The organism is Pseudomonas sp. EA_15y_Pfl1_P101, assembly GCF_963970835.1.
Lineage (GTDB): Bacteria > Pseudomonadota > Gammaproteobacteria > Pseudomonadales > Pseudomonadaceae > Aquipseudomonas > Aquipseudomonas tritici.
Genome location: NZ_CAXAPA010000010.1, coordinates 151942 through 165602 on the forward strand (window position 1 = coordinate 151942; position 13661 = coordinate 165602).

Here is a 13661-nt window from a genome sequence, read left to right on the forward strand (position 1 = left end):
CCGGAAACTGCTGTAAGAAACCTCTAGCCCTCGCGCTGTACTTTTCCCAAACTGCTTCAAACAGTCGCTCGCCCCTCTGTAGATGTTACCCACCGCTGACGGAAAATAGCGTCCTCTCAACCGTTTCGGCTAAGACCCGTGAATATGGAAAGGACTCAACCCATAGTTCACTGCGGCGTCATCTTGACGGTGATTCGCCTTGTCCTCTTGGCTGCCAATCGCCAGGGTGGCTAATACAATGACCGACTACCTCGACTGGATCAGCCTGACCCTACTCTTTGCCGTTGCCGCCTTAGTTGAAAAAACACTCAAGCGTCCTGCCCTTAGAAAATGGTGTGGGCTGATCCTTGTGGTAATCGGTCCTACACTTCTATTCTGCGCGACCTCTTGGATAAGGGCGTCACAGATCGAGAGCCTGCTTGTCATTGCTTTTGTTACGGGCGTTGCTTTGCTGATCCGCCAAACTAAATACCGACACCCACACAACCATCCCCCTCACCCACTCCTGCGTGCCCCCACCATGAACCTGGCCCCTGACCTCCCCGAAGACCCCGTGATGCAGCAACTCCTGCAACTGCTGCACGAAGAAATCGGCCTGCCGAAACACAAGACGATCCGCCTGCAAACCTCACTCAACTTCGACCTGGGCTGTGACGGCAGTGAGGCCAAGCAACTTATGGAAGCACTGGAGCAGGAATTCGCGCTCGACCTCGGCGACTACGACACTTATCGTTACTTCAACCCACCGGTGTTTGATGTGTTTCTCAAGCGCCGGGCCAAAGGGCGAGGCGAGAAGGTGCCGTTGACCATCGGCATGCTCTACCTGGCTATCAAGACCCATAGCTGGGATACGCAGACGCTGGAGAATCTGAGCTGAGCGAATACAGATTTCGAACACACTGAAAGTCAAATGTGGGAGCGGGCTTGCTCGCGAAAGCGGAGGGTCAGTCGCCGAATATGTTGACTGATACATCGCTTTCGCGAGCAAGCCCGCTCCCACACTGGATCTGCACTAATCTGCTCAACCGCGCACTGAACAACAAGGACTTTACATGGACGTAATAATGGGCCTGCTGGCCGCCGTGCTCTGGGGTGGTACGGACTTTCTCGTGGGCCTCAACGCCAGAGCCGTGGGCGTTAAACGCGCGGTCTATTTCGGCCAAGCGCTCGGTTTCCTGATCATGACGCTGCTGCTGGTCATCTTCCCCACCTTCTTGTCCAAATCTCTCGATGCGCCGCTGAGCGTCTGGCTGCTGGGCATCGCTGCTGCACTGCTTACCGTCTCCGGCGCCCTTGCGCTGTCCAAGGCTTTTGCCCTGGGTAAAGCGGCCATCGTCGCGCCACTGGTGACGTCCTACGGCGTGGTCACCACATTGCTGTCCTGGGCCAGCGGTGAGCACATCAGCCTGATCCAGCTGGGCTGCATCGCCCTGTGCGTGATCGGCGTGATCCTCTCCAGCATCCACAAGGACAACGGTGTACCCCACAACAACCCACGCCTGTCCATTGCCTACGCCATGCTTGCCGCGTTGCTGTACGGCACCAGTTTCTGGCTGCAAGGCCGGTACACCTTACCGGCGCTGGGGCCGGTCTCGATGTTGTGGCTGGGTTACCTGGTAGGCCTGTGCGTGCTGGTGGTGATGGTGCTGAAGATCAAGGACGGCCTGAAGATCCCGCCACTGAAAAACTGCGCGACCTTGACCGGGGCTAGCCTGATGAACCTCGGTGGGTTCTCGGCGTTTTCGTGGGGGGCGATGGCGGGGTCGGTTTCGGTGGTGACGGTGATCAGTACGTTGTCGGGCGGGATTGCGGCGATGTTGGGGTTTGTGTTTTTCAAGGAGCGGTTGTCGGCGGTGCAGGTGCTGGGGGTTGTGCTGGTACTGGTCGGCGCAGTGGTTCTGCACATCGCCGATTAAACTCTCGCACACAAAAAAGCCGCCTACGAGAGGCGGCTTTTTCACACCGATCGAATCTTACAACTTAGGACCCGCAGCCTTGATCGCATCGCTCACTTCAAACTTCTTGAAGTTCTCGATGAACAACGCAGCCAGCGCCTTCGCCGCGTCATCATAAGCAGCCTTGTCAGCCCAGGTGTTACGTGGGTTCAACAGGCCAGTCTCAACGCCCGGTACGGCCAATGGCACGTCGAGGTTGATGGTGTCCAGGTGTTCGGTTTCAGCACCGATCAACGCGCCGCTCTGGATCGCTGCGATGACGCCGCGAGTAGTCGGGATGTTGAAGCGGTTGCCGACGCCGTAGCCGCCGCCGGTCCAGCCGGTGTTGACCAGGTAGACCTTGGAGCCGAAGCCGCGGATGCGTTTGATCAGCAACTCAGCATATTCGCCGGCCGGACGCGGGAAGAACGGCGCGCCGAAGCACGTGGAGAAGGTCGACTTGATGCCGCTGCCGGAACCCATTTCGGTCGAGCCCACCAGTGCGGTGTAGCCGGACAGGAAGTGGTAGGCCGCTTGTTCTTCGCTGAGGATCGACACGGGTGGCAGCACGCCAGTCAGGTCGCAGGTCAGGAAGATCACCGCGTTTGGCTCGCCGCCCAGGTTCTTCTCGGAACGCTTGGCAACGTGCTCCAGCGGGTAAGCGGCGCGGCTGTTCTGGGTCAGGCTGACGTTGGTGTAGTCGGCGTGCCTGGCATCGTCGATAACCACGTTTTCCAACACAGCGCCATGCTTGATGGCTTTCCAGATGACTGGCTCGTTCTTCTCGGAGAGGTCGATGCACTTGGCATAGCAACCGCCTTCGATGTTGAACACCACGCCTTCGCCCCAGCCGTGTTCGTCGTCACCGATCAGGTAACGGCTTTCGTCGGCCGACAGGGTGGTTTTACCGGTGCCCGACAGGCCGAAGAACAAGGTCACGTCGCCTGCTTCGCCAATGTTGGCGGCGCAGTGCATCGGCAGTACGTCGCAAGCCGGCAGCAGGAAGTTCTGTACCGAGAACATGGCTTTCTTCATTTCACCGGCGTAACGCATACCGGCGATCAGCACTTTCTTCTGGGCGAAGTTGAGGATCACGCAACCGTCGGAGTTAGTGCCGTCACGCTCAGGCACGCATTCAAAGTTGGCCACGTTGAGCACCTGCCACTCGTCACGACCGGCCGGGTTGTACTGGGCCGGGTTGATGAACAGGCAACGACCGAACAGGTTCTGCCAGGCAGTCTGGGTGGTCATCTTCACGGCCAGGTAGTGGTCTTCGGAAGCACCTACATGGACGTGGGAAACGAAATGTTCTTGCGCGTTGTTGAATGCCTCGACACGAGCCCACAGGGCATCGAACTTGTCGGCCGGGAACTTGCGGTTGATCGGGCCCCAGGCAATGGCGTCCTGGGTGGAAGGCTCTTCAACGATGAAACGGTCGACCGGCGAACGACCGGTACGGTGACCCGTTTCTACGACCAGTGCGCCAGTATCGGCAAGCACGCCTTCACCGCGCTGCAGGGCTTCTTTAACCAGATCATCAACACTCAGATCGGTGTATACGGCGTTGTTGGCTTGCGTCATGAGGTTCCCCGTCGGCCTATGGCCGAGTGCTCCAAACGTTTTGTAGTAGAAAGTTGCGCACTACTACCGCGAAAAAAGTGGGCCGGATTATGCCAGAAAAGCCCAAAAAAAGTAGGGCCCTCCCGTCAGAACAGCGCTAAACCGGCAATTGTCAGGTGATTCACCTGTGCTTAAACGTTTTAGTGGCGGGTGTTGGAAGGGGTATCGATGCCTGCGCCGGCGAACAATTGGGCGACATCGGCCGCATCGAACAGGTAGCGCTGGTTGCAGAACTGGCAGTCGATCTCGATGTTGCCACCGTGCTCGACCACCAGATCCTGGGCATCTTCCAGGCCCAGGCTGACCAAGGCATTGGCTGAGCGTTCACGGGAGCAGCTGCAACGGAAGCGCAGGCCCTGTGCGTCAAACAAGCGCACGGCCTCTTCGTGGTACAGGCGATGCAGGATGGTTTCGTTGTCCAAGCCCAGCAGCTCTTCAGCCGTCAGCGTACCGGCAAGGGCGGTCAGCTTGCGCCAGCTATCGGTGCGCTCATCGTCGTCCTTGATGCGGTCAGCCGGCAACTGTTGCAACAACAGGCCGCGAGCACGCTTGCCGTCGGCGTTGAGCCAGAACTTGGTGCCGACTTGCTGGGACATCACGAAGTAGTTGGTGAAGCAGTCCGACAGGGTTTCGCCGTCGAGGTCGACGATGCCTTGGTAGCGTTGGCCTTCGGTTGGGTCGACGGTGATCGCCAGCACGCCGTTGGCCATCAGGTCGGACAAAGTGGCGTCCGGGGCAATCTGGTCGGCGTCGTAACGGGCCAGGCCACGGATTTCGCGTTCGCTGGAACACTCGATCATCAGCATCGGAACCGGACCTTCAGACCGCGCCTGCAAAATAAGCAGACCGTCGAATTTCATCGTGCCCACCAGCAGCGAGGCGGCCGCCATCAGCTCGCCGAGCAGTTGCGCAACCGGCTCCGGATAAGGGTGCTTGGCAAGGACTTCAGCATAGCTGCGCTCCAGCGAGACCAGTTCGCCGCGGGCATCGTTCTCGTCGAAGATGAAGCGTTGGGTGAAGTCGGTATCCGGTAGATCAGTCATAGGTCTGGGTATCTGAATTGATGACAAATTGATTACAAAGTTTATAGAATTAAACGCTTTAGCACCGTTTTGGTGCTGTTTTCTAGAGCCGTGGGGGACAGTTTATGAACAATCCGAGTTTGTTCCAAGCCAAGTGGAGCCTCGGGGGGTGGGCCTGGTGCAATCTACTCGCGATCGGGCTGCTGTGTTTTTGGCTGTGGCCCACGGGCCAGATGCTGTGTGTGGTTTTCGACGAGTGGCTGTTTCATCTGCTCAATGAACCGCTCGCGAGCAACTCCACATGGCTGCACGTGTGGGCCGTGGCCAGTTTGCGACCGTTCGACGCAGTGGTCGGCGTGATTCTGCTGCTGCTGTTGATTCGCGGTGATTGGGTATTCAAGGCCGTGCAGGTGCGCCAGGCACTGTTCGGTTTTGTCGGAATTCTGCTGCTGTTGCTGTTTATTCGCATGCTGTTTTCCAAATTCGCGGCACACATGGGCTGGCAACACAGTAGCCCGTCGATGGTCATCAGCGGGGCGATCCGGATGAGCGACTATTTCCCTGGGCTGGAAAAGACGTGGGAACTGAAGGACCGTTCGAGCCAGAGTTTCCCGGGGGATCACGCTTCGGTGCTGTTGATCTGGGGGATGTTCATGACGGTGTTCGCCAAGCGCACCGGCCAGGTGCTGGTGATTTGGGGCCTGGCACTGTTGTTCATGATGCCGCGCCTGGTGGCGGGGGCGCACTGGGGGCAGGACGACTACATCGGTGGTGTGTTGCTGGCACTGTTGGCGCTGGGGTGGGGATATTACACACCGTTTGCGGCGAAGGTGTCGGGTGGGTTGTTGCGGGTGACGGCACCCGTCTTCCGGCTGTTTCAACGAGTGCCACTGATTAGTCGGCTAAGCGTCATACGCTTGTAGTGAGCGGGCTTGCCCCGCGCAGGGTCAGCCATCATTGCCACTGCCGCGAAACTTGAACAAGTCGCGGCGCTGCTTCTTGCTCGGCTTGCCATCGGTGGTCATGCCGATACCGCCGGCCTTTCGCATCGCCGCCGCATTTTCACGCTTAGCAATACTGGCTTCGGTCTCGGTGTACAGCGCCTGCGCTTCAGGCGCCCCACGGCGCACGATGGAAAGCGCCTGGACCACGACCGTTTTTTCATCAAACCCGGTACGAATCTGAAATTCATCCCCGACGCGCGGTTCCTTGCCTGGCTTGCAGCGCTCGCCACGATGATGCACCTTGCCAGTCTCGATGGCAGCCTTCGCCAGGGCACGGGTTTTATAGAAGCGCGCAGCCCACAGCCACTTGTCCAGACGGACTTTTTCTTCCTCTTCCTGCTTTTGAGCCACTTGAATTCCTCGCTCTGAAAAATGTCGCAACTTTAACGTTGAAACCCTTCGACGCATAAACCCTAAGGCTCACCTAAGATACGCCAGGTAGCACTCTGTTTTCGCGAGGATACGCTGTGACCGACTTTCCCACTTCACTCACCTCGCCTGACCAGCGCTGCGTGGGCTGCCAGCAAAGCGAACCCTTGGGGTTCGATTTTGCGTTCGCCTATCAGCCTATCGTAGACCTTCGGGACCATTCGATCTTCGCCCACGAAGCCCTGGTCCGTGGTACACAAGGCGAAGGGGCGCTGTCTGTGCTGGACCAGGTCGACGAAAGCAACCGCTACCGTTTCGACCAACGCTGCCGAACCCAAGCGATCGCCGGGGCGGCGGCCCTGGGTATGCAAACCCATCTCTCTATCAACTTTATGCCTAACGCCGTGTACCGCCCGGAGTTGTGTATCCGCAGCACCCTGGAGGCAGCCCGCGCGCATGATTTTCCGCTGGACCGGCTGATTTTCGAGACAATCGAAAGCGAGCACGTAGATAACAATCGCCATTTGACGAATATTCTGCGTGAATACCGCGAATTCGGCTTCAAGACCGCCATCGACGATTTCGGTGCGGGTTATTCAGGGCTGAGTTTGCTGGCCGATTTTCAACCTGACTTGATCAAACTCGACATGTCGCTGATTCGCGATGTCGATCAGGATCGTGTCCGACAGATCATCGTCCGGGGGATTGTCACAATCTGTGAGCAGTTAGGGGTTAGTGTCATCGCCGAAGGCATCGAAAGTGCTGGTGAGCGTAACTTCCTTTCCGACTGCGGAATATTCCTGATGCAGGGTTATTGGTTCGCCAAGCCTGCATTCAAAGCCCTGGCTGAGATTTCACCCCAGGCCTGGGCAAATCGATCGGTTACCCATATTGAAGACATTTGACCATTTGACCGTTGTGGGTCTGCGTGAGTGGGTGGCACTTCCCGACCTGGGAGTGGCAGGCCTGCGCGCGAAGATCGACACCGGTGCCAGTACCTCCAGCCTGCACGCCACCGATATCGAGCCTTTTGAGCGCGACGGCGAGAAATGGGTGCGCTTCACCGCGCATCTGGGCAGCATTGTGCAACTGCGCCACCGCCGCTGCGAGGCGCTGCTGGTGACGATGAAAACCATCAAAAGCTCCAACGGCCACGCGCAGGTGCGCTACGTAATCAGCACAACCCTCGCGCTGGGTGATCGGGTATGGCGGGTGGAATTCACCCTCGCGTGCCGCAAGGCCATGCGTTATCGCCTGTTACTGGGTTCCAAGGCGCTGATTGACGGCCAATTGGTGGTCAATCCAGGCGTCAAGTACGTTCAAGACAAGCCGGTGTTCCCGGTCTCTACTATTTCTGCCCCAGGTGCTGCATGAAGATTGCTGTGCTGTCGCGAAACCCGCGTCTGTATTCCACCCGCCGCCTGGTTGAGGCCGGCACTGAACGTGGCCACGAAATGGTGGTGATCGACACGTTGCGTGCCTATATGAACATTGCCAGCCATAAGCCGCAGATCCATTACCGGGGTAAACCGCTGGAGGGGTTTGATGCAGTGATCCCTCGCATCGGAGCTTCGGTGACGTTTTATGGCTGCGCGGTATTGCGCCAGTTTGAAATGATGGGGGTATCGCCCCTCAACGAATCGGTCGCCATTGCCCGCTCTCGGGACAAGTTGCGCTCGCTGCAGCTGCTTTCACGCCGGGGCATCGGCCTGCCAGTGACCGGTTTTGCCCACTCTCCCGACGACATTCCCGACCTGATCGAGATGGTCAATGGCGCGCCGCTGGTGATCAAGGTACTGGAAGGCACCCAGGGCATAGGTGTGGTGCTGTGTGAAACCGCGACGGCAGCGGAATCCGTGATCGAGGCATTCATGGGCCTCAAGCAGAACATCATGGTGCAGGAATACATCAAGGAAGCCGGCGGCGCCGATATCCGCTGCTTCGTGGTGGGCGACAAGGTGATTGCGGCGATGAAGCGTCAGGCCAAGCCGGGAGAGTTCCGCTCCAATTTGCACCGCGGTGGTAGTGCCAGCCTGATCAAGATCACCCCCGAGGAACGCATGACCGCGCTGCGGGCGGCGAAGGTGATGGGTTTGAGCGTGGCGGGTGTAGATATCTTGCGCTCCAACCATGGACCACTGGTGATGGAGGTGAATTCATCGCCGGGGCTGGAAGGGATCGAGACCACCACGGGCAAGGATGTGGCAGGGATCATCATTCAGCATTTGGAGAAGAGTGGCGGGGCGAATATGACTCGGACCAAGGGTAAAGGGTAAGAGCAGCGACAAGCTTCAAGCTAAAAGCTGCAAGAGAAGACAGATGCTTTTGCTCTTTCTTGCAGCTGATAGCTTGAAGCTTGTCGCTGCTCCTATACCGCATCTCTGGGCAACATCAAGCCCAGCGGCAAACGCACTCGCGCCTCTAACCCTCCCTCTTCGCGGTTACGCAACTCAACATTGCCGCCATGCATCGAGGCAATCCGCCGCACAATTGCCAACCCCAGACCAGTACCCTTACCACCCCGAGCACGGTCGCCGCGGGTGAAAGGGTTGAAGATACCCTCCAGCTCGTCCGGGTCGATGCCCGCGCCCCGGTCCATGACGCTCAGCACCACATAAGGCGCAGCACTGTCGCCGGATACATACGCGGCCACTTCCACATCGGAACCGGCGTGATGCAAAGCGTTACCGATCAGGTTGTTCAACAGGCGCTTCATCGAGACCCGCCGTAACGCAAAAGGCTGGATCGGCTCAAGGCGCATGCGCACTTGCTCACCGTTCTGGTTGTAGGGCGCGACCACCTCACGCACCAGGTCAGTCAGGTCGACCTCTTCCACCACCTCATCCCGGCCATCGCGGATGAACGCGAGGAACTGGTCGAGAATAGCGTCCATGTCCTCAATGTCACGGACCATGTCATCGGTCAGATCGCTATGGCTGCCCATCAACTCCAGAGACAGGCGCAGCCGCGTCAAGGGTGTGCGCAAGTCGTGGGAAACTCCCGCCAGCATCAACTCGCGTTCGCGCCCGGCCTGCTCGACGTCTTCCGCCATCTGGTTGAACGCGCCGTACACCTCAGTCATCTCGCTGGGCGTATCGCTGACCGGCAGGCGCACGCTGCGCCCCTGGCCCAATTGACGGGCAGCAAACACCAGACGTTTGAGTGGTTGGTTGAGCTGCCGGACAAAGATCCACGCCGAAGCCGTTGAAAGCAGCCCGATCGCCAGGAACCAGCCCAGCACGTTCCAGATCTTCTGCCCACGCAGCGGATGCGGGTACAGCGGCACTTTCAGCCAATCCTCACCCAGGCTTGGCGCGCGCACCCACAACGCCGGCGATACATGCATGCGCAGCCGCACCTCAGTGTCTTCACCGAGTTCAGCCTGCATCTGGCGCTGGTAAATTTCACTGTAGGGCCAATGTTGCTCACCCTCAGGCACCCCCGCGCCCGCGACACGGACCAGCGTGGCGGCCTTGGCAATTTTCTCGCGGTTCTCGGGGTCAGCCGCCCAATAGGCGCGCAGCGTCAAGGCGACACCGTGGCTGTATTGTCGATCCACCAGCACGTCCTCGTTCATCAACAGATAAACCAGCGTGAGTGCTTTGGAAAACAGAACGACGATCAGCACCAGCCAAAGGGTGCGAGAGAAGAAGCTTTGGGGGAACCACAGCGGGGTTTTCATAGAAGACAGCTAGATACCTTGCAGAAACGAGCGGCGCTCGCAGAATTGCAGACGCCGGACCTCCCGTCGACCCTCATGGAATCAAACGCCGGGAGGCCCGCCCTGCAAATCATCGGTCAACTGGTTTTATTGCCATCCGGCACAAACACATAACCCACACCCCACACCGTCTGGATATACCTAGGCTTGGAGGGGTCCGGCTCGATCATCCGGCGCAGACGGGAAATTTGCACGTCAATGGAGCGCTCCAGGGCGTCCCATTCCCGGCCACGGGCCAGGTTCATCAGTTTGTCGCGGGTCAGCGGCTGGCGAGCGTTCATCACCAGGGCCTTGAGCACGGCGAATTCGCCAGTGGTCAGCATGTGCACTTCATCGCCACGCTTGAGCTCACGGGTCGCCAGCGATAGTTCGTAGTCGCCAAAAGTGACGCTTTCGTCTTCGCTGCCGGGTGCGCCCGGTACCGGGGCTGCCTGGCGACGCAACACGGCCTTGACTCGAGCCATCAGCTCATCCGGGTTGAACGGCTTGGCCAAATAGTCATCCGCGCCCAGCTCCAGGCCCTTGATGCGGCTCAGCTCATCGCCCTTGGCGGTAAGCATGATGATTGGAATCTGGTTGTTCGCGCCGCGCAGGCGTTTGCAGGCGGTGAGGCCGTCTTCGCCGGGCAGCATCAGGTCGAGCACGACCAAGTTGAACACTTCACGCCCCAACAGGCGGTCCATCTGCTCAGTGTTCGGCACCGCGCGGGCGCGGTAGCCCTTGGAGTTGAAGAAACGCTCCAGCAGGCTGCTCAGCCCCGGATCGTCGTCAACGATGAGAATTTTCTCGCCTTCAGCAGTTTGTGCAGTGCTGCTCATTAGATGCTCCTCTTATCTCGGCGCGCATTATGGCCTAGCTGCCGTTATACGCACCGTGTGCATTGTTAGCAGATTTTTCCTCTACTGCCAGCGAACCCGCGCCCTACAACCGTTGGCGCAATCCCCCCCAAGGGCAGAACGCTGGTTATAATGCGGCGCCGTCGTGCAGGGCAACGTCAGATAGTTACCGTTTGATGCCGAGGCTTTTTTCACCGCTTGTCGTGATTTTTTCGATTTCGAGGGTCAATAGGCTGCCTCTTGACCCAGGCAGCGGCGCCAGTCGGGCCGCTCAACCAGCCTCCCAACGCCTTGTTTTCCGGGCTTGCGAGCTGCTTTTAAGAATTTCAGGTGGTTTTATGGACAGCATCAACAGCCGCATCGCCGAGGAACTCGGTGTACGCCCACAACAGGTCGAAGCGGCCGTCGCTCTACTGGATGAAGGCTCCACGGTGCCCTTCATCGCCCGTTACCGTAAAGAAGTGACCGGCAGCCTCGACGACATCCAACTACGTCACCTGGAAGAGCGCCTGCGCTACCTGCGAGAACTCGACGAACGGCGCATCAGCATCCTCGCCAGCATCGAGGAACAAGGCAAGTTGACCCCCCAACTCGAGCGCGACATCAAGCTCGCCGACACCAAGACCCGCCTCGAAGACCTTTACCTGCCGTACAAGCAAAAGCGCCGCACCAAGGGCCAGATCGCCCTGGAAGCGGGCCTGGGCGAGTTGGCCGACGGCCTGTTCAACGACCCGTCGCTGACCCCGGAAACCGAAGCCGCGCGCTTCATCGACGCCGAAAAAGGCGTCGCCGATGTCAAGGCCGCCCTCGAAGGCGCCAAGTACATCCTCATGGAGCGCTTCGCCGAAGACGCCAGCCTGCTGGAAAAACTGCGTACCTACCTTAAGCAGGAAGCCATCCTCAGTGCCCGCGTCATCGCCGGCAAAGAGGAAGAAGGCGCCAAGTTCCGCGATTACTTCGAACACGACGAGCCGCTCAAGAGCATGCCGTCCCACCGTGCACTCGCCATTTTCCGTGGCCGCAACGAAGGCATTCTCAGCTCCGCACTGAAGGTCGGCGACGAGTTGCCGGGCACCATGCACCCGTGCGAAGGCATGATCGGTCAACAATTCGGCATCCAGAATCAGAACCGTCCTGCGGACAAGTGGCTCGGTGAAGTGGTGCGCTGGACCTGGAAGGTCAAGCTCTACACCCACCTGGAAACCGACCTGCTGGGCGAACTGCGCGACGGCGCCGAAACCGAGGCGATCAACGTGTTCGCCCACAACCTGCACGACCTGCTACTGGCTGCCCCGGCCGGGCCACGTGCCACTTTGGGCCTCGACCCAGGCCTGCGCACTGGCTGCAAAGTGGCCGTGGTCGATTCCACCGGCAAGCTGCTGGACCACGCGACTGTGTATCCGCATGTACCGCACAACAAATGGGACCAGACCCTCGCGATCCTGGCCGCCTTGTGCGCCAAACACTCGGTCGACTTGATCGCTATCGGCAACGGCACTGCCAGCCGTGAGACCGACAAGCTGGCCGCCGAACTGATCAAGAAATACCCAGCCATGAAGATGACCAAAGTCATGGTCTCCGAGGCTGGCGCCTCGGTGTATTCGGCGTCGGAGTTGGCATCCAAGGAATTCCCGGACCTCGACGTGTCGATCCGTGGCGCGGTGTCGATTGCTCGTCGCCTGCAGGATCCACTGGCCGAACTGGTGAAAATCGACCCTAAATCCATCGGCGTGGGCCAGTATCAGCATGACGTGTCGCAGCTGAAACTGGCGCGCGGCCTGGATGCAGTGGTGGAAGATTGCGTAAACGCCGTCGGCGTAGACGTGAACACCGCTTCCGTCGCGCTGCTTGCACGTATTTCCGGCCTCAACGCCACGTTGGCGCAAAACATCGTGACTCACCGTGACGAAAACGGCGCGTTCAAAACCCGTGCAGCGCTGAAAAAAGTCGCACGCCTGGGTGAAAAAACCTTCGAACAGGCCGCCGGTTTCCTACGCGTAATGAACGGCGATAACCCGTTGGATTCTTCCGCGGTTCACCCGGAAGCCTACCCGCTGGTGCAACGCATCGCCGCCGAAACCGACCGCGACATCCGTTCGCTGATCGGTGACGCTGCATTCCTCAAGCGTCTGGATCCAAAGAAGTACACCGACGAAACATTCGGTGTGCCGACCATCACCGACATCCTGCAAGAGCTGGAAAAGCCGGGCCGCGACCCCCGCCCCGAGTTCAAGACCGCCGAGTTCCAGGACGGTGTCGAAGACCTCAAGGACCTGCAACTGGGCATGATCCTCGAAGGCGTCGTCACCAACGTGACCAACTTCGGCGCCTTTGTGGATATCGGCGTGCATCAGGACGGTTTGGTACATATCTCCGCGCTTTCGGAGAAATTCATCAAGGATCCACGCGAAGCGGTGAAAGCCGGTGACGTGGTCAAGGTCAAGGTCATGGAAATTGACATCCCGCGCAAACGTGTCGGCCTGTCGATGCGCATGAGCGACACCCCCGGTGAGAAAATCGACGGTGCCCGTGGCGCACGTCCAGGCTCCGCACCGCGCCAGTCGCAAAACAGCGCTCCGCGCAAGGACACCGCCACCGCAGCGCCGAGCAACAACGCCATGGCCTCGCTGTTCGCCAACGCTAAACAGTTGAAGAAGCGTTGATGGAAATTCCGGCCGGCTTGACCCAGAGCGCGTTCAGCGAACTGATCGGCTGCCGTCTGCAACGCCTTGAGGAAGGCGTTGCCGAGGTGGCCCTGACCCTGGAGCCGCACTTGCGCAACCGCGCGGGCAAGCTCCATGGCGGGGCGATTTTCAGCCTGGTGGACATTACGATGGGGCTGGCCTGTTCCAGCTCACATGGTTTCGACCAGCAGAGCGCGACCATCGAGTGCAAAATCAACTATATCCGTGCGGTGGAAGGCGGTGACGTGCTGTGCACCAGCCGGGTGATTCATGCCGGGCGCCGCACGCTGGTGGTCGAGGCGGATGTGTACCAAGACGAAAGACTTATCGCAAAAGCGCAGGGTACCTTCGCTGTCCTATAGCCCCCTACCCCCGATTTGAGTTAATTTCGGCGCTGCAATCACAGCGTCGGAATTTTCTTGCCGTGCTGTAGCCAAATTCATGGAGTGAAGTAGGCTTTTTCACAGCGGG

Annotated in this window: 13 protein-coding genes; 8 read left to right on the plus strand and 5 right to left on the minus strand. The window is 59.1% G+C overall.

The window, feature by feature from the left end:
* Window positions 1–520 precede the first annotated feature (520 nt).
* Window positions 521–877, plus strand: coding sequence for a DUF1493 family protein (locus tag AACY36_RS17470; RefSeq protein WP_065875831.1), 357 nt, complete (start codon window positions 521–523; stop codon window positions 875–877).
* Window positions 878–1052: 175 nt separating this feature from the next.
* The gene (locus AACY36_RS17475; protein WP_339419933.1) at window positions 1053–1916 is read left to right on the plus strand and encodes a DMT family transporter; all 864 of its coding nucleotides are present in this window, start codon (window positions 1053–1055) and stop codon (window positions 1914–1916) included.
* Window positions 1917–1973: 57 nt separating this feature from the next.
* On the opposite strand, the gene AACY36_RS17480 is transcribed toward AACY36_RS17475, so the two are convergent.
* Window positions 1974–3515, minus strand: coding sequence for a phosphoenolpyruvate carboxykinase (locus AACY36_RS17480; RefSeq protein ID WP_339419932.1), 1542 nt, complete (start codon window positions 3513–3515; stop codon window positions 1974–1976).
* Window positions 3516–3694: 179 nt separating this feature from the next.
* Entirely contained in the window at window positions 3695–4597 is a 903-nt protein-coding gene (hslO, locus tag AACY36_RS17485; protein ID WP_339419930.1) for an Hsp33 family molecular chaperone HslO, read from the minus strand.
* A 104-nt stretch (window positions 4598–4701) separates the two neighbouring features.
* Between hslO and AACY36_RS17490 the strand changes: the two genes are divergently transcribed.
* A complete protein-coding gene (locus tag AACY36_RS17490; RefSeq protein ID WP_339419928.1) occupies window positions 4702–5499 on the plus strand; it encodes a phosphatase PAP2 family protein in 798 nt (265 codons plus the stop codon).
* Between the two features lie 24 nt (window positions 5500–5523).
* Here AACY36_RS17490 and AACY36_RS17495 read toward each other — a convergent pair whose 3' ends face one another.
* A complete protein-coding gene (locus AACY36_RS17495; protein WP_339497354.1) occupies window positions 5524–5931 on the minus strand; it encodes an RNA-binding S4 domain-containing protein in 408 nt (135 codons plus the stop codon).
* A 116-nt stretch (window positions 5932–6047) separates the two neighbouring features.
* Between AACY36_RS17495 and rimA the strand changes: the two genes are divergently transcribed.
* Genes rimA through rimK form a run of 3 tightly spaced genes read left to right on the plus strand, consistent with a single transcriptional unit; the run spans window position 6048 to window position 8225 of the window.
* On the plus strand, window positions 6048–6854 hold the full coding sequence (gene rimA / locus AACY36_RS17500; protein WP_339419927.1) for a S6 modification regulatory phosphodiesterase RimA: 807 nt from the start codon (window positions 6048–6050) through the stop codon (window positions 6852–6854).
* Window positions 6841–7323: a retropepsin-like aspartic endopeptidase RimB gene (gene rimB, locus AACY36_RS17505; protein ID WP_445261722.1), complete on the plus strand. Its 483-nt coding sequence runs from the start codon at window positions 6841–6843 to the stop codon at window positions 7321–7323. The genes rimA and rimB overlap by 14 nt, the downstream gene beginning before the upstream one ends.
* The gene (gene rimK / locus AACY36_RS17510; protein ID WP_049710586.1) at window positions 7320–8225 is read left to right on the plus strand and encodes a 30S ribosomal protein S6--L-glutamate ligase; all 906 of its coding nucleotides are present in this window, start codon (window positions 7320–7322) and stop codon (window positions 8223–8225) included. Before rimB ends, rimK begins: the two co-directional genes overlap by 4 nt.
* A gap of 92 nt (window positions 8226–8317) precedes the next feature.
* Here the strand turns inward: rimK and AACY36_RS17515 are convergent, their stop codons facing one another.
* On the minus strand, window positions 8318–9631 hold the full coding sequence (locus AACY36_RS17515; protein WP_339419926.1) for an ATP-binding protein: 1314 nt from the start codon (window positions 9629–9631) through the stop codon (window positions 8318–8320).
* A gap of 116 nt (window positions 9632–9747) precedes the next feature.
* Window positions 9748–10488: an osmolarity response regulator transcription factor OmpR gene (ompR, locus tag AACY36_RS17520; protein ID WP_010214095.1), complete on the minus strand. Its 741-nt coding sequence runs from the start codon at window positions 10486–10488 to the stop codon at window positions 9748–9750.
* Window positions 10489–10844: 356 nt separating this feature from the next.
* Here ompR and AACY36_RS17525 point away from each other — a divergent pair, with 356 nt between their 5' ends.
* Window positions 10845–13169, plus strand: coding sequence for a Tex family protein (locus AACY36_RS17525; protein WP_339438765.1), 2325 nt, complete (start codon window positions 10845–10847; stop codon window positions 13167–13169).
* Entirely contained in the window at window positions 13169–13552 is a 384-nt protein-coding gene (locus tag AACY36_RS17530) for a PaaI family thioesterase (protein WP_339419924.1), read from the plus strand. Before AACY36_RS17525 ends, AACY36_RS17530 begins: the two co-directional genes overlap by 1 nt.
* Window positions 13553–13661: the final 109 nt, after the last annotated feature.